This window comes from Roseovarius sp. MBR-79 (assembly GCF_053628555.1).
In genome coordinates, this window is record NZ_JBRJGP010000004.1 from 74,853 (window position 1) to 101,432 (window position 26,580).

At 65.5% G+C, this 26,580-nt stretch carries 22 protein-coding genes; 14 read left to right on the top strand and 8 right to left on the bottom strand.

Going from position 1 to position 26,580, the window contains the following annotated elements; all coding sequences use genetic code 11:
• The first annotated feature begins 130 nt into the window (after positions 1–130).
• Positions 131–1,570 carry a 2-isopropylmalate synthase gene (locus ACSSV8_RS05215; RefSeq protein ID WP_454281739.1) on the top strand — a complete coding sequence of 480 codons (1,440 nt, stop codon included), beginning with the start codon at positions 131–133 and terminating at the stop codon, positions 1,568–1,570.
• On the opposite strand, the gene ACSSV8_RS05220 is transcribed toward ACSSV8_RS05215, so the two are convergent.
• Positions 1,571–3,100 (bottom strand): cryptochrome/photolyase family protein, encoded by a 1,530-nt coding sequence (locus ACSSV8_RS05220; protein ID WP_454281740.1) that lies wholly within the window; start codon positions 3,098–3,100, stop codon positions 1,571–1,573. It abuts the gene before it with no gap.
• Positions 3,094–3,759 carry an SDR family NAD(P)-dependent oxidoreductase gene (locus ACSSV8_RS05225; RefSeq protein WP_354539964.1) on the bottom strand — a complete coding sequence of 222 codons (666 nt, stop codon included), beginning with the start codon at positions 3,757–3,759 and terminating at the stop codon, positions 3,094–3,096. The genes ACSSV8_RS05220 and ACSSV8_RS05225 overlap by 7 nt, the downstream gene beginning before the upstream one ends.
• A gap of 250 nt (positions 3,760–4,009) precedes the next feature.
• On the opposite strand from ACSSV8_RS05225, the gene ACSSV8_RS05230 reads away from it, so the two are divergent.
• Positions 4,010–5,602 (top strand): 2-isopropylmalate synthase, encoded by a 1,593-nt coding sequence (locus ACSSV8_RS05230; protein WP_454281741.1) that lies wholly within the window; start codon positions 4,010–4,012, stop codon positions 5,600–5,602.
• Positions 5,603–6,003: 401 nt separating this feature from the next.
• Here the strand turns inward: ACSSV8_RS05230 and ACSSV8_RS05235 are convergent, their stop codons facing one another.
• Both ACSSV8_RS05235 and parE read right to left on the bottom strand, forming a co-directional pair.
• Positions 6,004–6,897 (bottom strand): hypothetical protein, encoded by an 894-nt coding sequence (locus tag ACSSV8_RS05235; RefSeq protein WP_454281742.1) that lies wholly within the window; start codon positions 6,895–6,897, stop codon positions 6,004–6,006.
• Positions 6,894–8,849 carry a DNA topoisomerase IV subunit B gene (gene parE, locus ACSSV8_RS05240; protein WP_454281743.1) on the bottom strand — a complete coding sequence of 652 codons (1,956 nt, stop codon included), beginning with the start codon at positions 8,847–8,849 and terminating at the stop codon, positions 6,894–6,896. Before parE ends, ACSSV8_RS05235 begins: the two co-directional genes overlap by 4 nt.
• Positions 8,850–8,969: 120 nt before the next feature.
• Between parE and pgsA the strand changes: the two genes are divergently transcribed.
• From pgsA to ACSSV8_RS05275, 7 genes are all read left to right on the top strand, one after another.
• Positions 8,970–9,635, top strand: a complete 666-nt coding sequence (gene pgsA / locus ACSSV8_RS05245) for a CDP-diacylglycerol--glycerol-3-phosphate 3-phosphatidyltransferase (RefSeq protein ID WP_454281744.1) — start codon at positions 8,970–8,972, stop codon at positions 9,633–9,635.
• On the top strand, positions 9,635–9,880 hold the full coding sequence (gene moaD / locus ACSSV8_RS05250) for a molybdopterin converting factor subunit 1 (protein WP_354539968.1): 246 nt from the start codon (positions 9,635–9,637) through the stop codon (positions 9,878–9,880). The genes pgsA and moaD overlap by 1 nt, the downstream gene beginning before the upstream one ends.
• Positions 9,881–9,883: 3 nt before the next feature.
• Positions 9,884–10,324: a molybdenum cofactor biosynthesis protein MoaE gene (locus tag ACSSV8_RS05255; protein WP_354539969.1), complete on the top strand. Its 441-nt coding sequence runs from the start codon at positions 9,884–9,886 to the stop codon at positions 10,322–10,324.
• A gap of 60 nt (positions 10,325–10,384) precedes the next feature.
• Positions 10,385–12,067 carry a thiamine pyrophosphate-dependent enzyme gene (locus ACSSV8_RS05260; RefSeq protein ID WP_454281745.1) on the top strand — a complete coding sequence of 561 codons (1,683 nt, stop codon included), beginning with the start codon at positions 10,385–10,387 and terminating at the stop codon, positions 12,065–12,067.
• 163 nt (positions 12,068–12,230) lie between these two features.
• Positions 12,231–12,956 (top strand): esterase/lipase family protein, encoded by a 726-nt coding sequence (locus ACSSV8_RS05265; protein ID WP_454281746.1) that lies wholly within the window; start codon positions 12,231–12,233, stop codon positions 12,954–12,956.
• Positions 12,953–14,095: an alpha-D-ribose 1-methylphosphonate 5-triphosphate diphosphatase gene (locus tag ACSSV8_RS05270; RefSeq protein ID WP_454281747.1), complete on the top strand. Its 1,143-nt coding sequence runs from the start codon at positions 12,953–12,955 to the stop codon at positions 14,093–14,095. The genes ACSSV8_RS05265 and ACSSV8_RS05270 overlap by 4 nt, the downstream gene beginning before the upstream one ends.
• Before the next feature lie 41 nt (positions 14,096–14,136).
• On the top strand, positions 14,137–14,862 hold the full coding sequence (locus ACSSV8_RS05275) for a metallophosphoesterase (protein ID WP_454281748.1): 726 nt from the start codon (positions 14,137–14,139) through the stop codon (positions 14,860–14,862).
• Between the two features lie 139 nt (positions 14,863–15,001).
• Here ACSSV8_RS05275 and ACSSV8_RS05280 read toward each other — a convergent pair whose 3' ends face one another.
• Positions 15,002–16,750, bottom strand: coding sequence for a hypothetical protein (locus tag ACSSV8_RS05280; RefSeq protein WP_454281749.1), 1,749 nt, complete (start codon positions 16,748–16,750; stop codon positions 15,002–15,004).
• Between the two features lie 192 nt (positions 16,751–16,942).
• Here ACSSV8_RS05280 and ACSSV8_RS05285 point away from each other — a divergent pair, with 192 nt between their 5' ends.
• A complete protein-coding gene (locus tag ACSSV8_RS05285) occupies positions 16,943–18,118 on the top strand; it encodes an acetyl-CoA C-acyltransferase family protein (RefSeq protein ID WP_454281750.1) in 1,176 nt (391 codons plus the stop codon).
• Positions 18,119–18,198: 80 nt separating this feature from the next.
• The gene (locus ACSSV8_RS05290; RefSeq protein WP_454281751.1) at positions 18,199–20,358 is read left to right on the top strand and encodes a response regulator; all 2,160 of its coding nucleotides are present in this window, start codon (positions 18,199–18,201) and stop codon (positions 20,356–20,358) included.
• Here the strand turns inward: ACSSV8_RS05290 and yaaA are convergent.
• From yaaA to ACSSV8_RS05305, 3 genes are all read right to left on the bottom strand, one after another.
• Positions 20,343–21,107, bottom strand: coding sequence for a peroxide stress protein YaaA (gene yaaA, locus ACSSV8_RS05295; protein WP_354537381.1), 765 nt, complete (start codon positions 21,105–21,107; stop codon positions 20,343–20,345). The two genes, ACSSV8_RS05290 and yaaA, sit on opposite strands and share 16 nt — an antisense overlap.
• Positions 21,108–21,138: 31 nt before the next feature.
• Positions 21,139–23,184: a DNA helicase RecQ gene (gene recQ, locus ACSSV8_RS05300; RefSeq protein WP_454281752.1), complete on the bottom strand. Its 2,046-nt coding sequence runs from the start codon at positions 23,182–23,184 to the stop codon at positions 21,139–21,141.
• Between the two features lie 79 nt (positions 23,185–23,263).
• On the bottom strand, positions 23,264–23,551 hold the full coding sequence (locus ACSSV8_RS05305) for a YggT family protein (protein WP_454281753.1): 288 nt from the start codon (positions 23,549–23,551) through the stop codon (positions 23,264–23,266).
• Positions 23,552–23,687: 136 nt separating this feature from the next.
• On the opposite strand from ACSSV8_RS05305, the gene ACSSV8_RS05310 reads away from it, so the two are divergent.
• From ACSSV8_RS05310 to mepA, 3 genes are read left to right on the top strand one after another with little or no spacing between them, the layout of a single operon-like run.
• Positions 23,688–24,227 (top strand): acyl-CoA thioesterase, encoded by a 540-nt coding sequence (locus ACSSV8_RS05310; protein ID WP_354537384.1) that lies wholly within the window; start codon positions 23,688–23,690, stop codon positions 24,225–24,227.
• Positions 24,228–24,279: 52 nt separating this feature from the next.
• On the top strand, positions 24,280–25,662 hold the full coding sequence (locus ACSSV8_RS05315; protein ID WP_454281754.1) for an MFS transporter: 1,383 nt from the start codon (positions 24,280–24,282) through the stop codon (positions 25,660–25,662).
• Positions 25,644–26,564, top strand: a complete 921-nt coding sequence (gene mepA / locus ACSSV8_RS05320) for a penicillin-insensitive murein endopeptidase (RefSeq protein ID WP_354537386.1) — start codon at positions 25,644–25,646, stop codon at positions 26,562–26,564. Before ACSSV8_RS05315 ends, mepA begins: the two co-directional genes overlap by 19 nt.
• Positions 26,565–26,580 lie beyond the last annotated feature (16 nt).

Below are 26,580 nucleotides of genomic sequence, written 5' to 3' on the forward strand. Positions count from 1 at the left end.
AATCGAGATAACAGATCGCCGCGCAAGGGAAAGCCGAATTGCCCGAAACCCGTTGTCACATCGCGACCGCTCCTCTAGATTTGGCGCGACCCGCCACAGGATCGGGCAGGCGAGGGGCACCGGGGCAGAGATGACACGTTTTCCGAGACAGATGATTTTCGCGGCGGCGCTGCTCGTGGGCGCGGGTGCGGGTGCCCAGGCGCAGAACAGTGACGTCCAGACCAAGCAATATGACGATGGCGGCATCTACGAGGGCACGTTCAAGGACGGGCTGCAACACGGCACCGGCACCTATACCCTGCCCAACGGCTACGAATATACCGGCGACTGGGTCGAGGGAGAGATCCGCGGGCGCGGTGTCGCGCGCTTTCCCAACGGCTCGGTCTATGAGGGCGAGTTCGAGCGCGGCAAGCCGCACGGGATCGGCAAGATCGTGTTCGCCGATGGCGGCACCTATGAGGGGGACTGGACCGAGGGCGAGATCACCGGCACGGGCATCGCGATCTATGCCAATGGGGTGCGCTACGAGGGCGGGTTTCTGAATGCCATGCACCACGGCAAGGGCCGGATGGAGAGTCCGGGCGGCTATCGCTACGAGGGCGACTGGGTCAATGGCGTCAAGGAAGGCAATGCCACGATCACCTATCCCGACGGCGCGATCTACGAGGGTGCGGTGCTGCGCGGCGCACGCGAGGGCGAAGGCAAGCTGACCATGCCCGACGGCCTTGTGTATGAAGGCACCTGGAAAGAGGGCCAGATCGACGGGCGCGGCACGCTGACCCAGCCCAATGGCGATGTCTACGAGGGCGATCTGGTGGCCGGGAAGCGGCAGGGCGCGGGGCGCGTCACCTATGCCAATGGCGATGTCTACGAGGGACAGTTCGCCGACGACCTGCGCCATGGGCAGGGGGTCTTTACCGGCACGGACGGCTATCGCTACGAAGGCGAATGGCAGAACGGCAAGATTTCCGGTCAGGGCCGCGTCAGCTATCCCGACGGCTCGGTCTACGAGGGGCAGTTTCGCGACGATCTGGCCAACGGGCAGGGCTCGATCACCTATCCCGACGGCGCCACCTACGAGGGCGAGTGGGTCGGCGGCGTGATCGAGGGGACGGGCCGCGCAACCTATCCCAGTGGGCTGGTCTACGAGGGCGAATTCCGCGAGGCGCGCAACCACGGCCACGGCGTGATGACCTATCCCGACGGCTATCGCTACGAAGGCCAGTGGCAGAACGGGCAACGCCACGGGCAAGGCACCGTGACCTATCCCGACGGCTCGGTCTATGAAGGCGGCTTTGCCGATGGCCAACGCCACGGACAGGGCCGCATCACCATCCCCGACAATCCGGAGACGCCCGAGAACGAGAGCTTCGCCTATGACGGTGAATGGCGCGAAGGCGAGATTTCCGGTCGCGGCGTGGCCACCTATGCCAATGGCGATGTCTACGAGGGCATGTTCCTTGCGGGCAAGCGGCAGGGCGAGGGCACGATGCGCTATGCCGGGGGGCAGGAAGAGAGCGGCACCTGGGAAGACGGCGTGCTGAGCGACAACATCACCCGCAGCGAGTGATCACACCACCCCGCCCGCCTCAAGACGCGTCAGCAGGTGCGCGGCATCACGCAGCACCGCATTCCGGTGGTCGGCGGCCATCCTGTCCCATGTGCGGTAAACTGGCCCCATGCGCGGATTGCGCCCGAACCGGTCGCGGTGGCGGATCAGGAAATCCCAGTAGAGCAGGTTGAAGGGGCAGGCATCGGGGCCGGTCTTGGCCTTCACCGAATAGGCGCAGGCAGCGCAGTAATCCGACATCCTTGCGATGTAATTGCCCGAAGACACATAGGGTTTCGAGGCGATGATCCCGCCATCGGCAAACTGGCTCATGCCGATCACGTTGGGGGCCTCGACCCATTCAAAGGCATCGGCATAGACCGCCAGATACCATGCGTGAACCTTGGCCGGGTCCACCCCGGCAAGCAGGGCGAAATTGCCCGTCACCATCAGCCGCTGGATATGATGGGCATAGGCCTCTTCTTTGGTCTGGTCGACGGCCTGGGCCACGCAGGTCATGCGTGTTTCGCCACCCCAGTAAAAGCCGGGCAGATCACGGGTTTGGCCAAGCGCATTGCGCGCCGTATAGTCTGGCCCCTCGCGGAAATAGATGCCGCGCACGTATTCGCGCCAGCCGATCACCTGCCGGATATAGCCCTCTGCCGCGTTGATCGGCACGAGGCCCGCTTTCCACGCCGCTTCCACGCGGGCGCAGATGTCCAACGGGTCGAGCAGGCCGAGATTGAGATACATCGAAATGACCGAGTGATGCACAAACCGGTCACCGCTCACCATCGCATCCTGATAATCGCCGAAGTTCGGCAGCAGATGGGTGGCGAAGTGATCGAAGGCGCGCCACGCCTCATCGGATGTCACGGCGAACCAGAACGGGCGCAGATCGCCGAAATGCCCGCCAAAGCGCGTCTCGACCAGATCGAGCACGTCGCGGGTCATCGCGTCGGGCTCAAAGCGCATCGGCGTGGCACGCAGCATGTCGGCCTGCGCCGGTTTGCGGTTGTCGTGGTCATAGTTCCACTTGCCGCCCGCGGGTTTGTCACCCTCCATCATCAGCCCGGTCTTGCGGCGCATCTCGCGATAGAAATACTCCATCCGCAATTCCTTGCGCCCCTCGGCCCAGCGGTCGAACTCATCGAGCGCGCAGATGAACCGGTCATCCGGCAGTTGCGTCACGGTCAGGGGGGCCTCATCGAGCGCCGCAATCAGCCGCCATTCGCCGGGCTGCGTGGCGATCACCTCGGAGGCCCCGAATTCCCCCGCGCGCCGCATCAACTCGCCGACAATCGACGGCGTGGCCTCCGGATCATCAAGCCGGGTATAAGCCACCTTCCAGCCGTTCGCGCGCAACTCTTGCGCAAAATGACGCATCGCCGACAGGATCAGCGCGATTTTCTTGGGATGGTGCGGCACATAGCTGCCCTCGTCCCTCACCTCGGCCATGACCACCACGTCAAACGCCTTGTCCGCCGCACGGAGCGCCGGGAGATCAAGGCTAAGCTGATCGCCAAGCACCAGCACAAGCCGCGTCACCATGGCACGGTTTTCCCCTGCCAATCAAAGAACCCGCCGCTGTCTTCGGGCCGCAACCCTTCGATGACGCGCAAAAGGTTTTCCGCCGCTTCCGACGCGGGCACCGCCGGGTGCCGCCCCAGATACTTGCGGGTGAATTCGGTCTCGACCGTGCCCGGATGCAGCGCCACGCAGATGGCCTCGCGATGGCTGCGCCCCAGTTCGATCGCGCCGGTGTGAGTCATCTGGTTGAGCGCCGCCTTGGCCGTCCGGTAACTATACCAGCCGCCAAATCGGTTATCCCCGATGGAGCCCACGCGCGCCGAGAGCGCGGCAAAAACTGCGCGGCGGTCACGCGGCAAGAGGCGCACGACGTGTTTGAGAACCAGCGACGGCCCCACACAATTGAGCGCGAATTGATCCAGCATCGCCTGCGCGCTCACGTGCCGCAGCGCCTTTTCCGGTGCGGCACCGCCGATTTCCAGCGCGCCGGTCGCCACGAGGACCAGATCGAATGGCCCCTCAAGTCGCCCCAAGGTGGCCGCGACCGAGACCTCATCCGTCACATCCAACCCGTCGCCGCTGCGCGACAGGCCCGTAACGGCGACGCCCCGCGCTCTGAGGGCCATACTGACCGCCTGCCCGATGCCGCCCGACGCGCCGATGATCAATGCCCTGTCCATGTGCGCAGAGCTAGCCGGAAGCGGCATCGCTTCAAGCCGCCAATTTCGGGGTTTTCAAGCCGCGCGCCCGTGCCTATAGTCTTGGACATGATCGTGACCGCACATACCGCTTGCCTTGCCCGCGCCCTCCGCGCGGCGCGCGCGCTGTGCCTAGGCCTTAGCCGCCTCTGAGCGTGCCGCCCGGCGCGAGCGCTCAGAGGATGTGCCGTTTCGCGCCAAGAGGCCCAAGGATCAACCGAAAGAGACCGACATGACCAACCCGACAAAGGATCGCGTTTCGCCAAAGGCGAAGAAGGATCGCGTGGTGATTTTCGACACCACGTTGCGCGATGGCGAACAAAGCCCCGGCGCGACCATGACCCATGACGAAAAGCTCGAGATCGCGCAACTTCTCGACGACATGGGCGTCGATATCATCGAGGCGGGCTTTCCCATCGCCTCGGAGGGCGATTTCCGCGCCGTGAGCGAGATCGCGAAGAACGCGAAGAATGCCACGATCTGCGGCCTCGCGCGCGCGAACCTCAAGGATATCGACCGCTGCTGGGAGGCGGTGCGCCACGCAAGAAGCCCGCGTATCCATACCTTTATAGGCACCTCGCCGCTGCATCGCGCCATTCCCAATCTCGACATGGACCAGATGGCCGAGCGCATCCACGAGACGGTGACCCATGCGCGCAACCTCTGCGACAACGTGCAATGGTCGCCGATGGATGCCACCCGCACCGAATGGGATTACCTCTGTCGCGTGGTCGAAATCGCGATCAGGGCGGGCGCGACCACGATCAATATCCCCGATACCGTGGGCTATACCGCGCCCGAGGAATCCGCCTCGCTCATCCGCCGCCTGATCGAGACCGTCCCGGGCGCGGGTGAGGTGGTCTTTGCCACCCATTGCCACAACGATCTGGGCATGGCCACGGCCAACGCGCTTGCCGCCGTCGCGGGCGGTGCGCGCCAGATCGAATGCACGATCAACGGGCTTGGCGAACGCGCGGGCAACACCGCCCTCGAAGAGGTGGTGATGGCGCTCAGGGTGCGCGGCGACATCATGCCCTACGAGACCGGGATCGACACCCGCAAGATCATGCACATCTCGCGCCGGGTGGCGGCCGTGTCGGGCTTTGCCGTGCAGTTCAACAAGGCGATCGTCGGCAAGAACGCCTTTGCGCACGAGAGCGGCATCCATCAGGACGGGATGCTCAAGAATGCCGAGACCTTCGAGATCATGCGCCCCGAGGATATCGGTCTCACCGAGACCAATATCGTCATGGGCAAGCATTCTGGCCGGGCCGCATTGCGCTCCAAGCTCAAGGATCTGGGCCATGAGCTGGCCGACAACCAGCTCAACGATGTCTTCGTCCGCTTCAAGGAGCTTGCCGACCGCAAGAAGGAAATCTACGACGACGATCTCGTGGCCCTTGTCACCGCCGGCGGGGACACCGGGAATGACCGCTTGCAGATCAAGCATCTGCGCGTGATCTGCGGCACCGAGGGGCCGCAACAGGCCAGCCTCACGATGGAGATCGACGGGCGCGAGGTCTCGACCGAGGCCACCGGCGACGGCCCGGTCGATGCCACGTTCAACGCGGTCAAGGCGCTGTTTCCGCATGAGGCGCGGTTGCAGCTTTATCAGGTCCATGCCGTGACCGAGGGCACCGATGCACAGGCGACCGTCTCGGTGCGGATGGAGGAGGCGGGCCGCATCGTCACCGGGCAATCGGCGGATACCGATACCGTGGTGGCCTCGGCCAAGGCCTATGTCCACGCGCTGAACCGGTTGCTTGTCCGGCGCGAGAAAACCGGCGGCGACGCGCGCGAGGTCAGCTACAAGGACGTGTCGTAACACGGGCCCGGCGCGGGACAGGAACGCCCGGATGAGAGGATCATCCGGGCGTTTTCCTGTCCCGGTCCGGCGGCGCGGGATTCTGTGCTCCGCTGCGACTGCCCCCGACGGCATGGCAGACCCGACATCCCCGCGCGCCACGTCATCCCCGCGAAGGCGGGGATCTCTTGGGGCCCGTCCTCGGAAGAGGGAGCCGCGCGGTCGACGGGCCGCGGTCTGGCGAGGCGACGGCGGTGGCTGCCACTTTATCCCTGCCAAGTCCGTGTGCCCCCAAGACGGAGCGCAACACCTCAAAATCGCCAGGCCGGGGGGCGGCCCGGCGATCCGCGCGGCACCTTCGGTGCTATTCGCGCGGGCAATGACTTTGTTTGGCGGGGTGGCCTTTGGCCTACGCTTGCCATTCATTTCTTTTGGATAAATGCGTTTTTGTTAAAGCGTGAAACATCAGCCAAAACATCTCGCCAGCTATCGCTATCTTTGGCCCTCTCTATATCGCTCGTCATGGTGTCGTAGATAATGTCCTGTTGTTTCTCAGATACAGAAGAGATTAGTTCGTGATGGTCCTGCGCCTCATACATATACAGATAGAATATGTCTTCTGGCAAACGTACGTCAGTGCTGTCATAGATACCCTTCGCGGTATTTATTCTTGTGCCTCTCCATCTCTTTTTAGGTTTAGAAATATGGCCAAAAATTGCTACTGGACCCATTTTAACGTAGACGACAAATAATTCGGTCGGATCATTCTTGATCAACCGAATTACACTATGTCTGTTCAAGTATCGGTTCCAGATTCCAGGAAGGTCTTCGTGATTGGCATCGTGCAGTTGCCAATGTTCAAAAATATGTATTGGAAAGCGCCCATAACTACTTTCATTTCCCAATAATTGGTTACGCCAATGAGCAATTGCGTTATCCAGCAAAGCCTTAGACCTATCATCCAGTTGAGAACCAACTGTGCCCCCAAATTGATCCATTTGCGTCGCGCGCCAAACGACCGATAGCGCAAATTTAGACAACCATTGGTCGTATGTGAATTTACTTGGTTTCTTTTGAACTGCGTTATCGAAGATGCTAGCTTTGAAACGATTTTCAAAAACTGAAAGATCACCTTCGCACTTCTTACACAGCATTTCTTGGGTAAAACCATCTTGCTGGCGTCGATCAATTGTTTGCCCAGTTCTAAGATAGCCTGTTGGGCTCGTTTTCTTCTGCCAACGGAAAACAAACTTAGGAATAATATGGCTTCTTTGAAGCTCTCCCGGAACTCCGCAAAGTCCGCAGTCCCCCCTCATACATCCAACTCCTCCACAAACCGTGCATTCTCCGAGATATACTGGAACCGCAATTCCGGCTTCTTGCCCATTAACCGCTCCACCAGATCGCCGGTCTCTCCCGGCTCATCCTCGTCGATCGTCACGCGGATGAGTTTGCGCGAGGCGGGGTCCATGGTCGTCTCTTTCAGATCCTTGGCGTCCATCTCGCCCAGACCCTTGAAGCGGCTGACGTCGATCTTGCCCTTTCCCCCCAGCCCTTTTGCCAGCCAGAGATCGCGCTCGGCCTCATCCAGACAATAGACCCGTTTCGCGCCCTGCGTCAGCCGATAGAGCGGCGGGCAGGCCAGATACAAATGGCCCGCGTCGATCATCGGGCGCATTTGCGTGAAGAAGAAGGTCATCAGCAACGCCGCAATATGCGCGCCATCCACGTCCGCGTCGGTCATGATGATGATCTTGTCATAGCGCAGATCATCAAGGTTGAATTTCGTCCCCAGCCCGACGCCCAGCGCCTGCGTGAGATCGCTGATTTCCTGATTGCTGCCCAGTTTTGACGACGCCGCCCCCAGCACGTTCAGGATCTTGCCCCGCAGCGGCAAGAGCGCCTGCGTCTTGCGGTCCCGCCCCATCTTGGCCGAACCGCCCGCCGAATCCCCCTCGACGATGAACAACTCCGTGCCCTCGCGCGTGGCCGAGGTGCAATCGACCAGCTTGCCGGGCAGGCGCAGTTTCTTGGTGGCGGTCTTGCGCGCGGTCTCCTTCTCCTGCCGCCGGCGCAGCCGCTCCTCGGCGCGCAGCACCAGGAAATCGAGGATCGCGCCCGCCGATTTGGTATCGGCGGCCAGCCAGTTGTCGAAATGGTCGCGCACCGCGCCTTCGACCATGCGCGCGGCCTCGGTCGTGGCCAGCCGGTCCTTGGTCTGGCCGACGAATTCCGGCTCGCGGATGAAGCACGAGACCAGCGCGCAGCCCCCCGAAATCAGGTCCTCGCGGGTGATCTGCGCGGCCTTGCGGTTGCTGGACAACTCGCCATAGCCCTTGATCCCCTTGAGGATCGCGGCCCAGAACCCGGCCTCATGGGTGCCGCCCTCAGGCGTGGGCACGGTGTTGCAATAGGACTGGAGAAAGCCGTCGCGCGCGGGTGTCCAGTTGATCGCCCATTCCACCTTGCCCGGCACGTTGAACTTGTCGCGGAAATCGACCGATCCGGCAAAGGGACGCTCGGCATAGGTGGTGGCCCCGCCCAGCGTCTCGGCCAGGTAATCGGCAAGGCCGCCGGGAAACTTGAACGTCGCCTCGGCGGGCGTCTCGCCATCGCTGATCTCGGTTTTCCAGCGGATTTCCACGCCCGAGAAGAGATAGGCCTTGGAGCGCGCCATCTTGAAGAGCCGCGCCGGCTTGAGGCTGAGAGAGCCAAAGATCTCGGGGTCGGGATGGAAGGTCACAGAGGTGCCGCGCCGGTTGGGGGCGGCCCCGATCTTGGCCAAGGGTGCCTGCGGCATCCCGCGCGAAAACTCCATCATGTAAAGCTCTCGGTTGCGCGCCACCTCGACCCGAAGGTGATCCGAGAGCGCATTGACGACCGACGAGCCAACGCCGTGCAGACCGCCAGAGGTCTGATAGCTGTCGCCCGAGAACTTGCCGCCCGCGTTCAGCGTGCAGAAGATGATCTCGAGCGCGGATTTCGACGGGTCCTTGGGGTGCGGATCGACCGGGATGCCGCGCCCGTTGTCGCGCACGCTGACATGGCCATTGGCGTGCAGTTCCACCTCGATCCAGGTGGCATGCCCCGCCACCGCCTCGTCCATCGAATTGTCGATGATCTCGGCCACCATGTGATGCAGGGCGCGGTCATCCTTGCCGCCGATATACATGCCGGGGCGCAGGCGGACATGCTCCATGTCCTCGAGCACCTGAATGGAAGAGGCGTCATAGGTGGAGGCGGGGGAAGGGCTCAGGAGATCGTTCATGCCGCTGCTCTTTTGCTTTTATGGGTTGGGCGGCAATATGGCAGACCGGGCGGGTCGGGGGAAGTGGGCGCGGCCAAACCCGCGCTTTCCCTTGTCACCGGGTCAGGCTAGAAACGGCTCATGACGTGGACCGTGCCCAATATCCTGACCATGATCCGGCTGCTTGCGGCCCCCGGCGTGGCGGTGATGTTCCTCTATTTCACCCGGCCCTATGCCGACTGGTTCGCGCTCATCCTTTTTGTCGGCGCGGCCATCACCGACTGGTTCGACGGCTATCTTGCCCGCAACTGGAAACAGGTCACGAAAATCGGCACCATGCTCGACCCCATCGCCGACAAGGCGATGGTGGTGATCGCACTCATGGTGATCGTGGGCTATTCGTCGATGTCGCCCTGGCTGGTGCTGCCTGCCACGGTGATCCTGTTCCGGGAGGTGTTCGTTTCGGGCCTGCGCGAGTTTCTCGGCGATACGGCGGGCACGCTCCGGGTCACGCAACTGGCCAAGTGGAAGACCACGGCGCAGATGATCGCCATTGCCGTGCTCTTTGCCCAAGGGGTGTTCGAACATTATTTCGGCATGTCGATTTTCGGCATGGACGAGGCTCTGGTGATGGGCATTCTCGACGGGCAGGTTGAGGATGTTCTGGGGCTTTGGTGGAAATACGAGGGCATGATCTGGTCGGGCAATATCGGCGTGGTGCTGCTCTGGATCGCCGCTGCGCTGACCCTGATCACCGGGGCGGATTACCTCATGAAGGCCCTGCCCTATCTCAAGGATGACCGCTGATGGATGTGCTCTATTTCGCCTGGGTGCGCGAACGCATCGGTACCCCCAAGGACCGGATCGAGACCGAGGCCGCCACCGTGCGCGACCTGGTCGAGGAGTTGCGCGCGCGCGAAGAGCGGTATCAGGCGGCCTTCGCCGATCTCTCGGCGCTGCGGGTGGCGGTGGATCAGGAGCTTGCCGATTTCGACGCCCCGCTTGCGGGTGTGCGCGAGGTGGCCTTCTTTCCGCCCATGACCGGGGGCTGAGCGGTGGATATCCGCGTTCAGGAGACCCCCTTTGATCTGGGCGAGGAGGCCCGCGCCTTTGCCGCGCGGCAAAGCGGCATGGGCGCGGTCGTGACCTTTACCGGCATCGTGCGCGATGTCACGGAGGGGCTCGATGTCATGGAGATCGAGCATTACCCCGGCATGACCGAACGCGCGCTGACAAAGATCGCCGAAGAGGCCCATGCGCGCTGGTCGCTGGGCGATGTGCTGATCCTGCACCGGTTCGGACGGCTGCGCGCCGACGATCTGATCATGATGGTGGCCACCGCATCGCGCCACCGCGCGGATGCGTTTCAGGCCGCCGACTTCCTGATGGATTACCTCAAGTCCCGCGCGCCCTTCTGGAAGAAAGAGCATGTCGGCGGCGGTGCCAACTGGGTCGCCGCCCGCGACGAGGATGAGGACGCGCTCTCGCGCTGGTAGGGCTTGTCATTGGCGTGACCCGAGGGCAGGCTCGCCGCGATCTGGACAAGGGAGACCATGATGCAGGGCAACAGGCGCAATGGCGGGCAATTGCTGGTGGAGTGTCTGCTGGCGCTCGGGGCGCGGCACGGGTTCGGCGTGCCGGGAGAGAGCTATCTTGCCGTGCTCGACGCGCTCCATGACACGCGCGGGCGGCTCGATTACATCCTGTGCCGTCAGGAGGGAGGCGCGGCCTTCATGGCCGCCGCCTATGGCAAGCTGACGGGCAGCCCCGGCATTGCCTGGGTCACGCGCGGCCCCGGGGCCACCAATGCCGCCATCGGTGTGCATACCGCGATGCAGGACAGCGCGCCGATGATCCTATTCGTCGGGCAGGTCGGCACCGACATGAAGGGCCGCGAGGCGTTTCAGGAGGTGGATTACCGCGCCGCCTTCGGCCCGCTTGCCAAATGGGCGGTGGAAATCGACGATGTGGACCGCATCCCCGAGATCGTTGCGCGGGCATGGAAAACGGCCCTTGTCGGGCGTCCCGGCCCGGTGGTGGTGGCCCTGCCCGAGAACATGCTGACAAGCCTCACCGAGGTGCCCGCCCTCACCGGCCCTGCCCGCTATGCCGAGGCCGCGCCCGAGCCTGCGGCGCTGGATGAAGCGCGCGCGATGCTCGCGGGCGCGCGCCGCCCGCTCATCCTTTACGGCGGTGGCAACTGGTCGCAGGCAGGGCGCGCGGCGCTGCGCGGCTTTGCCGAAGGCTCGGACATGCCTGTGCTCTCGGTCTTTCGCTATCAGGACCGGTTCGACAACCACTCGCCCGTCTATTGCGGCGAGGCCGGGGTGGGCATGGTGCCCCATGTGCGCGACCTCATCACCCGCGCCGACGTGATCCTCGCGCTCAACGCGCGCTTCGGCGAGACCTCGACCGATGGCTATACCGCGCTTTCGGTCCCCGAACCGGCGCAGCGGGTGATCCATGTTCACGGCTCTGATCTGGAGCTTGGCAAGGTCTACCAGCCCGCGCTGGGGCTTCATGCCGGACCGAACGCCTTTGCCTCGGCGCTGGCGGCCGGCGGGCCGGTCACGGGCGATTGGGCCGCGTGGCGCGCGGAGGGGCGCGCGGCATGGGAAGCGACGTTCGATTTGCCCGATCAACCCTCGCCCGTCGATATGGGCCGCGTCTGCGCGCATCTGCGCGAGGTGCTGCCCGAGGATGCGATCATCACCAATGGCGCGGGCAATTTCGCAATCTGGTCGGGGCGTTTCCTGAAATATGGCGGCGAGATGCGCTATCTCGCGCCACAATCGGGGGCGATGGGATATGGCCTGCCCGCCGCGATTGCCGCCTCGGTCGTGCACCCCGAGCGGCTGGTGGTCTGTTTCGCGGGCGACGGCGATTTCCAGATGACCTGTCAGGAACTGGCCACCGCTGCACAGGTCGGCGCGCGGCCCGTGGTACTGATCCTCAACAACGGCATCTACGGCACGATCCGCGCCCATCAGGAGCGCGAATATCCCGGCCGCATCTCGGGCACCGAGATGGTCAGCCCCGATTTCGCGGCATTGGCGCGCGCCTATGGCTTTCACGGCGAGCGGGTGGAACGGACCGAGGATTTCGCGGCGGCTTTCGCGCGCGCCCGCGCCTGCGGCACCGCCGCCGTGCTTGACCTCGCCATCGCCCCCGAAGCGATCAGCCCGCGCACCACGCTGAGCGCGATCCGCGCCGCGGCAGAGGCACGCGCAAGGGGCTGAGTGTCGGCCCCGTCCTCCGCGTGAAAGCGGGGGATCTTTGGCGACAAGAGATCCTCCGGTCAGGCCGGAGGATGACGGCACGCAGGGCGGGGAGTGACGGGACGCGACAGCGGATGACACATCTCCCCTGTTCACAGCGTGGCTTTCCGCCTATCTCGTTGCCATGATCCGCGTGACCCTTCTTGCCCTGCTCCTCTGGAGCCATCCCGCCCGCGCCGATTGCGTGGTGCTGCTGCATGGGCTGGCGCGCTCCGAGACCTCGTTTCTGGTGATGGAAGAGGTTCTGGAGGCGCAAGGTTATGACGTGTTCAGCCCCGGATACCGCTCCACCGAGACCGAGATCGACCGGCTGGCGCGCGAGACGCTGCCCTTTGCCTTGCGCGTCTGCGGCGAGACGACGGTGCATTTCGTCACCCATTCGATGGGCGGCATCCTGTTGCGCCACTGGCTGCGCGACAACCGGCCCGAAAACCTTGGCCGCGTGGTCATGCTGGCCCCCCCCAACCATGGCAGTCAACTGGTGGACGAACTGGGCGGGCTGGAGCTGTTTGCCTGGATCAACGGGCCCGCGGGGCAGCAGCTTCACACCGGGCCGGACAGCTTTGCCGAGAACCTGCCGCCGGTGGATTTCGAGCTGGGCGTGATCGCGGGCAATCGCTCGCTCAACCCGATCTATTCCAACCTGATCGAGGGGCCGGACGATGGCAAGGTTTCGGTCGCCTCCACCAAGATCGACGGCATGGCCGATCACCTGACCCTGCCGGTGACGCATACGTTTTTGATGAACAACCCGCTGGTGATCGCACAGGTGCTGGAATTTCTGGCCCATGGCCGGTTCGACCATGACCTGACGCTTGGCGACGTGCTGACCGACCGGCTCTTTGAATGACGGCGCTGACCCTCAGCGGGGCCGAGGTGCTCTGGCCGGGCGGCCCCGGCCCCGGCGATCTGGCGGTCGAGGGTGGCCGCATCGGGACGGGGTGCGCGGGCCGGGTGGTGGACCTCTCGGGGTTCCTCATCCTGCCCGGTCTGATTGACCTGCATGGCGACGGGTTCGAGCACCACCTGGCACCCCGGCGCGGCGCTCTGAGCGATCTTGGTGCGGGGCTTCTGAGCGCCGAGGCAGAGCTTGCCGCGCATGGCATCACCACGGCGTATCTCGCGCAGTTCCTGAGTTGGGAGGGAGGGATGCGCGGCGTGGGCTTTGCCGCGCGGATGCTGGCGGCGCTTGAGGATGTGCGGGACACGGTGGCCACCGATCTGCGGGCGCAACTGCGGCTCGAGGTGACGGGTTTCGAAGACTATCCGGCGCTGGAGGACATGGTCGCACGGCACGGCGTGGGCTATGTCGTGTTCAACGACCACCTGCCGCATGACGCCCTGGCGCGGGACAAGCGCCCGCCACGCCTGACCGGGCAGGCGCTCAAGGCCGGACGCAGCCCCGAGGCGCATCTGGCCCTCTTGCAGGCGTTGCACGGGCGAATGCCCGAGGTGCCGGACCGGATCGCCGCGCTTGGCCAGCGGCTGCGCGCGCAGGGCGCGCGCCTTGGCAGCCATGACGACAGCACGGCACAGGACCGCCGCGCCGCCCACGCCCTAGGCGCACGTATCGCGGAATTCCCCGAGACCGTCGAGGCCGCCGAGACCGCCCGCACGCAGGGCGATGCGGTGATCATGGGCGCGCCCAATCTGGTGCGCGGCGGCTCGCACAAGGGCAATGCGGGCGCGCGCGAGATGGTGGCCATGGGCCTCGTCGATGCGCTCGCCTCGGACTATCACGCGCCCTCGCTGGCGCGGGCGGCGTTTTGCCTTGTCGATGAGGGTATCTGCGATCTGGCTGCGGCCTGGGCGCTTGTGTCCTCGGGGCCTGCCCGGATCATGGGCCTGACCGATCGCGGCACGCTGGCCGAGGGCACCCGCGCCGATCTGGTGGTGATCGAGCGCGCCACGCGCCGGATAGGGGCGACCGTCGCGGGCGGGCGCATCAGCTACATGGCGGGTGCGGCGGCGGCGCGATTCCTGGCCTGACGCTCTGGACAATCGCCGCGCGCTCTGGCCTTTCTGGGCGCATGACAGATCCCATCTATGCCATTCCCGACATTCACGGGCAGGACGCCCTGCTGGCCGAGGCGCTTGAGCGGATCGAGGCCGATGGCGGGCCGGGCGCGCGCGTGATCTTCCTCGGCGACCTTGTGGATCGCGGCCCGGGCAGCCGCGCGGTGATCGCGCAGCTGATGGCCGGACAGGCCGACGGGCGCGACTGGATCGTGCTGCGTGGCAATCACGATCAGCTTTTCCTCGACTTTCTCGACCACGGCACGATCCATTCGCCACACATCTTGTCTGGCAAGTCATGGCTCCATCCCCGGCTTGGCGGGATCGAGACGCTGGCCGCCTACGGGGTGACGGCGCGCGAGGTCGCGCCGCCATGGACCGAGGCCCGCACGGCCGTGCCGCAGGCGCACCGGAACTGGCTGGCGCGCCTGCCCTTCTGGCACGAGGCGGACGAATTGCTCTTCGTCCATGCCGGTCTCCGGCCCGGATTGCCTCCCGAGCGTCAGGACCCTGCCGATCTGATGTGGATCCGCGACGGTTTTCTTGACCATGCCGCACCGCATCCCTGGCTTGTGGTGCATGGTCACACCGCGCTCGACCATCCCGCGCATTTCGGCAACCGGATCGACCTTGACGGCGGCGCAGGCTTTGGCCGCCCGCTCTGGCCTGCCGTGTTCGAGGGGAGGGATTGCTGGCTGCTGACCGAGACCGGGCGGGAACGGCTTGAGCCGACAGGGTAACGGCCCCCTCCCCGTCATCCCCGCGAAGGCCGCCCTGTCATCCCCGCGAAAGCCACCCCGTCATCCCCGCGAAAGCGGGGATCTCTCACCAGTGCCGTCATCCTCGGATCAAGTCCGAGGATGACGGCCCCCCCAACGCTCACTCCCGCCGGATGATCCCGGTGATCGCCGCCGCCCCCACGGCGGTGACGATCCAGCCCAGCACCGTCAGCACCCAGCGCACCCACCACAGGTGCCAGCCCCACGACCCGCGATTGGTCGAGGGTGCCCATGCCCCGGTCTGCCCGATCACCACGATCGGCACCACCACGTCGAACGCATAGGCCCCGGCGTGAAACGTCTCCCAATCGCGCCCCTTACCATGCCGCGCCGACCACTCTGCCGCCGGGTTCGCCACCGCCCCATCCTCGGCCAGCGCCCACCATTCGGGGGTGGACAGGATCACATCCGAGTTCGGCGCAAAATCGCCCGCCTGCCACGCCTGATGCGCCAGACCCGCGCCGATGGCCCAGAGAAGCAACAAAGCCCAGATGAAATTGAACGGCTGATAGCCATAGCCCGCCAGCCAGCGCGACATGCGATCCTTGAAATGGTTCCACGCGATCCGCGCCCGCAACCCGGCATTTTGCCAATAAATCTGCTCGCGAAACCCGGCCTGCGCCATCGCCACGGCATGGCGGTCGGGCGGCGTGGTGCCATCGCCTGTCTGGGGCCATTGCAGATGGAAAAGCTCGAAGCGCTCTAACAGGGGCATGGTAAACCCGTGATCCAGCGCTTGCGCCGATTTGGTGAACTCGCTCAACACAGCAAAAGATTCGTTTGACGGCGTTCGAGACGCCCTCGCCACCAGCCGCGCAAACCGCCTCTGGTCGCGCATCCGCGCCCGCGCGTGCTTGCGCTCGACGTTTTCCTTCTCGATCAGCACCGCGCGCCGGTCCGCGTCATGCCCCATCGCCCGGAAGACGCTGGCCAGTTGCTCATAGGGCTGCGGGCGGAACTCGTTAGCCGCCTCGGCATCCTTGGCCACCCAGCCCAGCCGCATCTGCGCGGTCATCGGGCCGTGGATACTTTCATAGCGAAATCCGTTGAGATAGAGGCACCCGACCAAATCCCAACTCGCCGCATCATCCACAAGGTTCGCGACTTTTGCGCCATTCAGGTCCACCGCTCCGCTGACCGCCGCAACCCCGCGCCAGTAAAAATCCTCCGCCGCCATATTCTGCGCGATGTGCGCCTTGCCCTCCGCATTCCCGAACCGCGCGTCCTCGCAATCCAACTGCCCGCCGATCCCGGCCCCGGCCAGGCTCACCTCCCCCTTTGCCGTAACCCCGCGCAGAAACACATCGCCCGTCACCCGCGCGCCCTGCGCGTTCAGCGCCCTGCCTCCTGCGTTCTCGAACCGCGCGCCCACGCAGGCCAACTGCCCGCCGATCATGGCCTCGGAGAGGCGCACCTCACCCTCTGCCGTGACCCCGCGCAGAAACACGTTGCCCGTCACCCGCGCGCCCTGCGCCATCAGCCCCGGCATGTTGCTGCGACTTAGGTTTAGGAACTCGAACCGCGCTTGCAGCGCCTCGATTGGGTTCTCGAACCGGCAGGCGAATAGCCCGGTCGCCCCTTTCGCCGTGGCGAAATCCAGGTCGAGCGTGCCGGTCACATAGGCCCCCGTCAGGTCCACCCCGCTATCAGCGACCGGCCACCTCCTGCACCCGCCGCAGATCAGATAGCGCAGCAGGTCCGCCCGCACGCGGCGCGCATCGCTCGGGCCGTCGGGCAGCGTCCCATCGCCCAGAACCGTCGGCACCCCCGCCTTGCAATTCTCCAGCAGGGTTTGCTCGGCAGGGCTCAGCGCCGCCTCGTCGATGTCGGCATATCGTCGGATCGTCATCGCGGGGCACTCTCGGGCAAGCCTTGGGGTCGGGTCTTACACAAGCACCTTGCCCCCGTCCTGACAAGCCGCGCGCAGGCCGCGAGATCCTCGGGTCAGGCCCGAGGAGGGCGGCGGCACGCCCACATCACCCTTGCAATGCCGCACCTGCACAGCCTAGCGTGACGCAGGCTTGAAGAGCGGAGGACAGCCATGAACGATATCGTGATTCTCGACGGGTGCCGGACGGCAATCGGAACCTTTGGCGGGGCGCTGGCAGGCACGCCGCCCACAAAACTGGGGGGCATCGTCGCGCGCGAAGCGCTGGCGCGCGCCGGGGTCGAGGGCGGGCAGATCGGCCATGTCGTCTATGGCCATGTCATCAACACAGAGCCGCGCGACATGTATGTCAGCCGCGTGAGCGCGATGGAGGCCGGCATTCCCGACACCGCGCCCGCGATGAACGTCAACCGGCTTTGCGGGTCGGGCGCGCAGGCCATCGTTTCGGTGATCCAGTCGCTGGCGCTTGGCGATGCCGAGTTCGGCCTTGCCGGCGGTGTCGAGAACATGAGCCGCTCGCCCTTCATCATCCCCGATCAGCGGTGGGGCGCCAAGATGGGCGACGTCACGACGCGTGACATGATGCTGGGCGCGCTCAACTGCCCGTTCGGCACCGGCCATATGGGCGTCACCGCCGAGAACGTGGCCGCCGAACACGGGATCAGCCGCACCGATCAGGACGCCTTTGCGCTGGAAAGCCAGCGCCGCGCGGCAGAGGCCATTTCCGGGGGCCGGTTCAAGTCGCAGATCGTGCCGGTGGAGGTGCGCGTCAAACGTGACATGGTTGCCTTTGACACCGACGAACACCCCAAGGCCACCACCGCAGAGGCACTGGCCGGGTTGAAAACCGTGTTCCAGAAGGACGGCACCGTGACCGCAGGCAATGCCAGCGGTATCAACGACGGGGCCGCGGCTCTGGTGCTTGCACGGGCCGAGGCGGCGGAGAAGGCGGGGTTGAAGCCGCGCGCGCGCATCCTCGGCTATGCCCATGCCGGGGTGCGCCCCGAGGTGATGGGGATCGGGCCCGTTCCGGCGGTGGAAAAGCTGCTCGCGCGGATCGGCCTCACGGCGGATGATTTCGACGTGATCGAATCGAACGAGGCCTTCGCCGCGCAGGCGCTGGCGGTCAACAAGGGGCTTGGCCTCGACGCCGCGCGCGTCAACCCCAATGGCGGGGCCATCGCCCTTGGCCATCCGGTGGGGGCCACGGGCGCGATCCTGACGGTCAAGGCGCTTTATGAACTGGAGCGCACGGGCGGCAAGCGCGCGATCATCACCATGTGCATCGGCGGTGGTCAGGGTATCGCGCTCGCCATCGAAGCCCTCTGACGCCCGAACGGCGTTAAGCCAATCTTCACCGCGATGCCGGATGGTGGCCCGAACACCATCCGGCACGGCGGAGGAGGGGCATGAGCCTGGCGAACAAGCTGGCGGAGGAACGGCGCGCGCGACTGGCCGCCGAACGTCTGCTGGAACAGAAACAGGCCGAATTGCAGGACGCCAACCGCAAGCTTGGCCTTCATGCGCGCGCCCTCAGCCATGAGATCCACGAGACCCGCGCCGAGGTGGCCGAGGTGCGCGACGAGAATCAGCGCGTCAAATCCGATCTCACCGAGGCCCATCAGAAGGTCGAGATCGCCGAGCGCAGGCTCTGGCATTCGATCCAGACCATAGAGGACGGGTTTGCCTTTTTCGACGCCGACAGCCGGATGATCGCGGCCAATCGCGCCTGGCTTGCGGTTTTCGACGGTCTTGAGGCGGTGAAGCCGGGGATCAGCTATATCGAGATCCTTCAGATCCTCACCGAAGAGGGGATCGTCAATACCCAAGGTCGCAGCCCGCAGGACTGGCGCGAATTCATGCTCGACCGCTGGCAGAGCGCGGCACCCGAACCGGAGGTGCTGCGCCTCTGGAACGGGCATTACATCCGCATCATCGACCAGCGCGGCGCGGGCGGTGACGTGGTCAGCCTCGTGCACAACATCACCGAAACGATCCGCCACGAGAAGGAGCTGAAGGAGGCGCGCCGCCGCGCCGAGGCAGCCAACCGCGCCAAATCCGCCTTTCTCGCCAATATGAGCCACGAGATCCGCACGCCGATGAACGGCGTGGTGGGGATGGCCGATCTCTTGATGGAAAGCGCGCTGGACGAGGAACAGCACCTTTATGTCACCACGATCAAGCATTCCGCCGAGGCGCTTCTGGTCATCATCAACGATGTGCTCGACTATTCCAAGATCGAGGCGGACAGGCTTGTGCTGCACCCCGAGCCCTTCGATCTGGAACGCTGCATCCACGAGCTTGTGACGCTGATGCAGGCCCATGCCCGCGACAAGGGGATTGATCTGCTGGTGGATTACGACCTTTTCCTGCCGACGCAGCTGATCGGCGATCCGGGTCGCATCCGGCAGATTCTCACCAATCTCATGGGCAATGCGGTCAAGTTCACCGAGGCGGGCCATGTCCTGATCCGCGTGACCGGCGTGCAGGCGGGCGAAGGGTCGCAAGCCGATATCCGCATCAGCATCGAGGACACCGGCATCGGCATCCCCGCCGACAAGATCGGCCACATCTTCGGCGAATTCAATCAGGTGGACGACGCGCAAAGCCGCAAGTTCGAGGGCACCGGCCTTGGCCTTGCGATCACGCAGCGGCTGGTGCGGCTGATGGGGGGCGATATCTGGGTGGAATCCGCGCCGGGGCAGGGTTCGACCTTCGGCCTGTCTCTGGTCCTGCCGGTGGCCGAGGCGGGCGCGCCGGATGTTCTGTCGCTTGCGGGCCGCCTCTCGCGCGCGCTGGTGGTCGAGCCGCACGATACCTGCCGCGCACTGCTGGAGCGACAGTTGGCTGCACTCGGGCTGACGGTGACGACCTGCCGCGACGGGGCCAGCGCGCTGGGTCTGGCCGCCGGGGCCGATCTGGTGGTGGCGGCCCATGCGATGACCGGCATGGACGGGACCGAGCTGGCGCAGGCCTTGCGCGCCGCTGGCCATGCCATGCCGATTGTCCTGCTCAGCAGCAGCCCCGCCAGCCTGGCCCATGACCCCGCCCGCAACGTCGTGCAGGCGGTGCTGCAAAGGCCGGTGGCGCGGCGCGACCTCATCTCGGCCCTGGCCGCGCTGGCCCCCGCCGTGCCCGCGCCCGAAGCCGCCCCGCGCGCGTTGCGCGTGCTTGCCGCCGAGGACAACAAGACAAACCGGCTGGTCTTTTCCAAGATGGTTCAGGCGCTCGATATCGACCTCACCTTCGCCGAGAACGGGCGCGAGGCGGTGGCGTTGTTCCAGAGCGTCGCCCCCGATATCGTCTTCATGGATATCTCCATGCCCGAGATGGACGGCAAGGAGGCCACCCGCGCCATCCGCGCCATCGAGGCGCGGCAGGGCGGGCATGTGCCCATCGTCGCCATGACCGCCCACGCCATGAGCGGCGACGAGACCGAGATCCTTGACGCCGGACTCGATCACTACCTCACGAAGCCGCTCAAGCGCGCGGCCATTGTCGAACGGATGGTCGCGGCGGTGCCGCCCGGTGTGCGCCCACCGGAAGCGGCGATTCAGGCGGCGGGCTGAGCGCGCAGGAAGACAGGCCGGTCCGGCGTGGACAGATCCGGCGCATGGGCATAGCCGCCGGTGTCGAAGTCGAGCAGGCTTGCCGGATCGCCCAGCCGGTTCTGGATGATGAACCGCGCCATCGCGCCCCGCGCGCGCTTGGCGTAAAAACTCACGATCCTGGCCTCGCCGCCACGCTCTTCCATGAAGACGGGTGTGATCACACGAAGGCCAAGCGCGGCCTCGTCGACCGCGCCGAAATATTCCAGGCTGGCGCAGTTCACGAGCGTTTCGGTGCCGACCTCTGCCGCCTGATCCTTCAGCGCCTTCGCGATCCGGTCGCCCCAGAAATCATAGAGCGTGCGGCCCCGCGCGGTGGCCAGCCTGCTGCCCATTTCGAGCCGGTAAGGCTCGATCGCATCAAGCGGGCGCAAGAGGCCGTAAAGCCCCGAAAGGATGCGCAGGTGATCCTGCGCGAAAGCCATCTCATCGGGATCGAGCGATCCGGCCTCCAACCCCTGATAGGTGTCGCCCGCAAAGGCGAGTGCGGCGGGTTTTTCGTCCATCGTGCCGAAATCCGCGAACCGCCCGGCGTTGATCTGCGCGAGGTTCAGCGAGATCTTCATGAGCTTTTGCAGCCCTCCGGCATCCAGCCCGCGCGCCACCTGTGCCAGTTCCCGGGCCTCGGCGGCAAAGGCGGGCCGGGTGGCGGTGATGCCCGGGGCGGGGGTCATGTCAAGTTTCTTGGCGGGCGAGACGACAACCAGCATCTTTGTTTCCTTTACCGGGTTGGCCGGGGATTTAGTCCGCCCCGTGCAGAACGTCCAGAAAGGCCGCGCCGAAACGCTCGGTCTTTTGCGGGCCCATCCCCGGCAGCCGCTCAAGGGCGTCGAGTGTCGCGGGACGACGCTCTGCGATCTGGCGCAGCGTCGAATTGGTGCATGACAGCGGCCGCAGCGTGCCGCACTCCCCGCGCGCGAGGCTGCGGCTCACCTCGGTCAGCCGGTCGTAAAGCGCGCCCTCGGGCCGCCCCGCCAGCTTGCGCCGGGTGGGGTGCATGGCCTCTGTCCCGGCACCTGTGATCACCTCGAGAAAGGCCGAGCCATACCGCTCCAGCTTGGTCGCGCCGACGCCGCCGATGCGCGCCATTGCGTCGAGCGTGGCGGGGCGCGTCTCGGCCATCTCGATCAGCGTGCGATCGGTGAAAACGATATAGGCGGGCACGCCTGCGGCCTCTGCGAGCGCGCGGCGCTTGGCCTTGAGCGCGGACAGAAGCGGCGCGTCCTCGTCGGCGACAAGTGCGCGCGGCGCAGGGCGGGCGGCGGCCTTCAGCGTGTCGCGCCTGAGCCGGATCGTGGCCTCGCCGCGCAGGATCGGGCGCGCGCCCTCCTGCATCACCAGCGCGCCGTGGCGCTCGGCGTCCGGGCGAACGAGGTCATGCCCCATCATCTGCCGAAATACCCCCTGCCAAAGCCGCTTGTCATGGGCGCGGCCCACGCCGAAGGTCGGCAGCGCATCATGGCCGCGCGTGCGCACCTTGTCCGTCAAGGTCCCGGTCAGGATGTCGATGAGATGCCCCGCGCCAAAGCTCTCGCCGGTGCGCAGCATCGCCGAGAGCGCCATGCGCACGGCCTCTGTGCCGTCAAAGCCCTCGGGCGGGGCGTCGCACAGATCACAATTGCCGCAGGGCGCGGGGTCCTCGCCGAAATAGCGCAAGAGGCTCACCCGGCGGCACTCGATCGCCTCGGCCAGCCCCAGAAGCGCGTTGAGCCGCCCGTGATCGGCATTTCGGCGCTCGGGTGGGGCCAGCCCCTCGTCGATCTGGCTGCGACGCAGGCGGATGTCGTCGGGGCCATAAAGCGTCAGCGTCTCGGCGGGCGCGCCGTCGCGGCCCGCGCGCCCGATCTCCTGATAGTAGCTTTCGATGGATTTGGGCAGGTCGGCATGGGCGACCCAGCGGATATCGGGCTTGTCCACCCCCATGCCGAAGGCGACCGTGGCCACCACGATGAGCCCGTCCTCGGTGTTGAACCGCTCTTCGACCTCGCGGCGCGCGCCCGCCTCCATCCCGCCGTGATAGGCGCAGGCGGCGTGCCCGGCCTCGGACAGCGCCTGCGCCAGCGTCTCGGTCTTGGCGCGGGTGCCGCAATAGACGATGCCCGATTGCCCGCGCCGCGCGGTGGCGAAATCGAGGACCTGGCGGCGCGGGTTGTCCTTGGGGGCAAAGGCCAAGTGGATATTGGGCCGGTCGAACCCGTAGAGAAAGCTTTGCGGCGCAGTGCCGTCAAACAGTTTCTCGATGATCTCGGCCTGCGTCTCGGCATCGGCGGTGGCGGTGAAGGCGGCGAGCGGCACGTCGAGCGCGCGCCTCAGCGCCCCGATGCGCAAATAGTCGGGGCGGAAATCATGGCCCCACTGGCTGACGCAATGGGCCTCGTCCACGGCGATAAGGCTGACGCCTACACGCCGCAGCATCGCGGTGGTGCCCGAGGAGGCCAGCCGTTCGGGGGCAAGATAGAGCAGCTTCAGCCGCCCCTCGTCGAGCGCGCGCCAGACCTCGGCCGTCTCTTCCTCGGTATTGCCGGAGGTGAGCGCGCCCGCCGAAACGCCCGCCGCGCGCAGCGCGCGCACCTGATCGCGCATCAGCGCGATGAGCGGCGAGACCACGACCGTCACGCCGTCGCGCATCAGCGCGGGCAGTTGGAAGCAGAGCGATTTGCCGCCGCCCGTGGGCATGATCGCCAGCGTGTTGCAGCCCGCAGCGACGGTGTGGACGATCTCTTCCTGACCGGGGCGGAAGGCATCGAATCCAAAGATATCGCGCAGAAGCGTGGCAGCGCCGGACATTGGATTCCCTGTGAGGATTGGCTATATCTGCTCTAGCAGGGACATTTTCATACTAAGATTCGGTGAACAAGCCCCCGTCTCAGTAAAACGCCGCCGCGTTGTTCATCAGGATGATCCGAAGCGCGTAGACCCCGATCAGAACCGCCAGCGGGGCAAGGTCGATGCCGGACATGGGCGGCAGGATGCGCCGCACCGGGGCATAGAGCGGCTCCAGTATGCGGTTCAGACCATACCAGATCTGCGCCACGAATTGCTGACGGGTGTTGAGCACCTGGAAGTTGATCAGCCATGACATGATCACATGCGCGATGATGAAGAACCATACCACATCGAGGATCAGCATCAGGATCTGGAAAAGCGATTGCATGGGCGCGGGTCCTTTGGTCCGGGTCGGGTTCAGACCTAAGCGGGCCGCGCCCCGAGCGCAAGCCTGACGCGCGGTCGCGGTTGACGGGGCGTGGCGCGCCTGTCACGCCCTTCCCGCACCGCCACGGAGTTTGCCCATGTATCCCTTTGCCCGCATGTTCTGGCAGCTTTACCTGCACCGCAAATCACCACCGCTGCCGCTCACCGGAACCCATGTCTCCTACCACTACTGCCTGCCTTGGGATATCGACATGTGGCGCGAACTCAATAACGGGCGCACCCTTACGCTCTACGATCTGGGGCGCATCCCGCTGGCGGGGCGCGTGGGCCTTTTCGGGGGGCTCAGGCGCAACCGCTGGGGGCTGACCATGGCGGGCGCGAGCGTGCGCTACCGGCGGCGCGTGCGGGCGTTCGAACGGGTCGAGATGCGCTCGCGGCTCATTGGCTGGGATGCGCGCTTCATGTATCTGGAACAGTCGATGTGGAACGCGCGCGGCGAATGTGCCAGCCATATCCTCTATCGCGCTGCGGTGACGGGACGGGCGGGCATCGTGCCGACCGCCGAGGTGCTGGCGGCACTCGGGCAGGGTCAGGCGGTGACACCACCCCTGCCCGACTGGGTGCGCGCCTGGATCGCCGCCGAGGAAACCCGCCCCTGGCCACCCATGCAGGAATAGCTTGCCAGACCCGACCCCAGCCTGTCTTATCCCGACAAAACGAGGGGCAGGCATGGCGGATATCTCGCAGCACAAGCGCATCTGGGGCTGGTATTTCTTCGACTGGGCCAGCCAGCCCTATCATACCCTGCTCGTCACCTTCATCTTCGGGCCCTATTTCGCCTCGGTCGCCTCCCAGCATTTCCTGACCACGGGCCTGGGGCCAGAGGCGGCGGCGGCGCAGGCGCAGACCATGTGGTCTCAGGCGCTGACCATTTCGGGGCTGATCATCGGGCTTGGCGCGCCGATCATGGGGGCCTTTGCCGACCGGACCGGGCGGCGCAGGCCGTGGATTGCCGTGTTTTCCGTCATGTATGTGGTGGGGGCGGCTGCGATCTGGGGGATGCTGCCCGATGGATCGAACCTGTGGTGGGGGCTGATGGCCTTTGCCTTCGGCTTCATCGGGGCGGAATACGCGCTCATCTTCATCAACGCGCAACTACCCTCGCTCGGCACCGAAGAGGAGGTGGGCGCGATCTCGGGGTCTGGCTTTGCCTTCGGCTATGCGGGCGGGGTCACGTCGCTCTTTCTGATGCTGCTGCTCTTTGTCGAACAGCCCTCGGGCAAGACGCTGATCGGGTTCGATCCGCTCTTTGGTCTGGACGCGGGCGCGCGCGAGGGCACGCGTCTTGTCGGCCCCTTCACCGCGCTCTGGTATGCGCTCTTCATGATCCCCTATTTCCTCTGGGTGCGCGAAAGCGGCCCGGCGACGCGCGGCGCACGGGTCGGCGAAGCACTCGGCTCGCTCTGGCGCACGGTCAAGGGGCTGCGGCACCGGCTCAGCCTCAGCGCCTATCTGGGATCGTCGATGTTCTACCGCGACGCGCTCAACGGGCTGTATGGCTTTGGCGGGACCTATGCGGTCTTGGTGCTGAAATGGTCCATCGTCTCGGTCGGGATCTTCGGCATCATCGGGGCAATCTCCGCCGCGCTGTTCAGTTGGGCAGGCGGCAGGCTCGATGCACGCTTTGGCCCCAAGCCGGTGATCAGAGTGGCGGTCTGGGGGCTGATCGCAGTCTGCGTGACGGTGGTCAGCATGGACCGAACGCAATTGTTCGGCGTCCCGCTCGCCGAGGGCTCTCGCCTGCCCGACATGATCTTTTTTGGCTGCGGTGTGCTGATCGGCGGGCTTGGCGGCACGCTTCAGGCCGCAAGCCGCACATTGATGGTGCGCCATACCGACCCGGAGCATCCCACGGAAAACTTCGGGCTTTACGGCCTGTCGGGGCGCGCGACCTCGTTTCTTGCGCCCGCGCTCATCGGGCTGGTGACGGCGCTTTCGGGCAATGCCCGGATCGGCATTTCGCCGGTCATCGTGCTTTTCCTGATCGGGCTTTTTCTGCTACGCTATGTCAAGGCAGAAGGAGATCGCGGGCCATGGGACGTGTCACGTTAATCGGTGCTCTGGTTCTGGCCCTGGCGGGCTGCATGGAAACCAAGGAGACGGTGCCGGCCGCGGCGGTCGTGTCATCGCAGAACATTCCCGCCGCGATGCGCGGCGTGCCCGCGAAACAGCTTTTCGGAGGCCATGCCAAGGCCTCGGCACAGGGGCCGGCCCCCCATGGCAGCTATGCGCGCGGCTGTCTGGCCGGGGCGATGCAACTGCCGGAAACCGGCCCCACCTGGCAGGCGATGCGGCTCAGCCGCAACCGCAACTGGGGCCATCCCAAGGCAATCGGTTTCGTGCAGGACCTCTCGCGCTTTGCCGCGACGCAACCGGGCTGGACCGGGCTTTATGTGGGCGACATCAGCCAGCCGCGCGGCGGGCCGATGCTCTCGGGGCACTCGAGCCACCAGATGGGGCTCGATATCGACATCTGGCTCAGGCCCGCCACCGATCTGACCCTCAGCCGCACGGCGCGCGAAAACATCTCCTCGGTGTCGATGCAGCGCGCGGACGGTGCCTATACCAACAGCCAGTGGACCCGCGCCCATCACGAGATCGTCAAGGCGGCGGCCAGCGATCCGCGCACGGCGCGCATCTTCATCTTTGCCGGGGCCAAGGCGCAGATGTGCCGCGACGAGACCGGCGACCGCGCCTGGCTGCGCAAGGTGCGGCCGTGGTGGGGGCATCACTATCATTTCCATGTCAGGCTGAATTGCCCCGAGGGAACAAGAGGATGCGAAGCGCAGGAGGCCCCGCCGCAGGGCGATGGCTGCGCCGAGGCCGATCAGTGGGTGCGCAACATCCTGCGGCCCGCCCCGCCCGACCCCAATGCGCCCAAGCCCAAACCCAAGCGCGACCTGACCATGCACGACCTGCCACAACAATGTGTCGCGGTGCTTCAGTCGCAGTGACAGATTTCGTTTTGAA

Bases quoted from the DNA above. Each gene is read 5' to 3' on its own strand.
- ACSSV8_RS05215 (WP_454281739.1), top strand. From the start codon at position 131: ATGACACGTTTTCCGAGACAGATGATTTTCGCGGCGGCGCTGCTCGTG.
- ACSSV8_RS05220 (WP_454281740.1), bottom strand. From the start codon at position 3,100: ATGGTGACGCGGCTTGTGCTGGTGCTTGGCGATCAGCTTAGCCTTGAT.
- ACSSV8_RS05225 (WP_354539964.1), bottom strand. From the start codon at position 3,759: ATGGACAGGGCATTGATCATCGGCGCGTCGGGCGGCATCGGGCAGGCG.
- ACSSV8_RS05230 (WP_454281741.1), top strand. From the start codon at position 4,010: ATGACCAACCCGACAAAGGATCGCGTTTCGCCAAAGGCGAAGAAGGAT.
- ACSSV8_RS05235 (WP_454281742.1), bottom strand. From the start codon at position 6,897: ATGAGGGGGGACTGCGGACTTTGCGGAGTTCCGGGAGAGCTTCAAAGA.
- parE (WP_454281743.1), bottom strand. From the start codon at position 8,849: ATGAACGATCTCCTGAGCCCTTCCCCCGCCTCCACCTATGACGCCTCT.
- pgsA (WP_454281744.1), top strand. From the start codon at position 8,970: ATGACGTGGACCGTGCCCAATATCCTGACCATGATCCGGCTGCTTGCG.
- moaD (WP_354539968.1), top strand. From the start codon at position 9,635: ATGGATGTGCTCTATTTCGCCTGGGTGCGCGAACGCATCGGTACCCCC.
- ACSSV8_RS05260 (WP_454281745.1), top strand. From the start codon at position 10,385: ATGCAGGGCAACAGGCGCAATGGCGGGCAATTGCTGGTGGAGTGTCTG.
- ACSSV8_RS05265 (WP_454281746.1), top strand. From the start codon at position 12,231: ATGATCCGCGTGACCCTTCTTGCCCTGCTCCTCTGGAGCCATCCCGCC.
- ACSSV8_RS05270 (WP_454281747.1), top strand. From the start codon at position 12,953: ATGACGGCGCTGACCCTCAGCGGGGCCGAGGTGCTCTGGCCGGGCGGC.
- ACSSV8_RS05275 (WP_454281748.1), top strand. From the start codon at position 14,137: ATGACAGATCCCATCTATGCCATTCCCGACATTCACGGGCAGGACGCC.
- ACSSV8_RS05280 (WP_454281749.1), bottom strand. From the start codon at position 16,750: ATGACGATCCGACGATATGCCGACATCGACGAGGCGGCGCTGAGCCCT.
- ACSSV8_RS05285 (WP_454281750.1), top strand. From the start codon at position 16,943: ATGAACGATATCGTGATTCTCGACGGGTGCCGGACGGCAATCGGAACC.
- ACSSV8_RS05290 (WP_454281751.1), top strand. From the start codon at position 18,199: ATGAGCCTGGCGAACAAGCTGGCGGAGGAACGGCGCGCGCGACTGGCC.
- yaaA (WP_354537381.1), bottom strand. From the start codon at position 21,107: ATGCTGGTTGTCGTCTCGCCCGCCAAGAAACTTGACATGACCCCCGCC.
- recQ (WP_454281752.1), bottom strand. From the start codon at position 23,184: ATGTCCGGCGCTGCCACGCTTCTGCGCGATATCTTTGGATTCGATGCC.
- ACSSV8_RS05305 (WP_454281753.1), bottom strand. From the start codon at position 23,551: ATGCAATCGCTTTTCCAGATCCTGATGCTGATCCTCGATGTGGTATGG.
- ACSSV8_RS05310 (WP_354537384.1), top strand. From the start codon at position 23,688: ATGTATCCCTTTGCCCGCATGTTCTGGCAGCTTTACCTGCACCGCAAA.
- ACSSV8_RS05315 (WP_454281754.1), top strand. From the start codon at position 24,280: ATGGCGGATATCTCGCAGCACAAGCGCATCTGGGGCTGGTATTTCTTC.
- mepA (WP_354537386.1), top strand. From the start codon at position 25,644: ATGGGACGTGTCACGTTAATCGGTGCTCTGGTTCTGGCCCTGGCGGGC.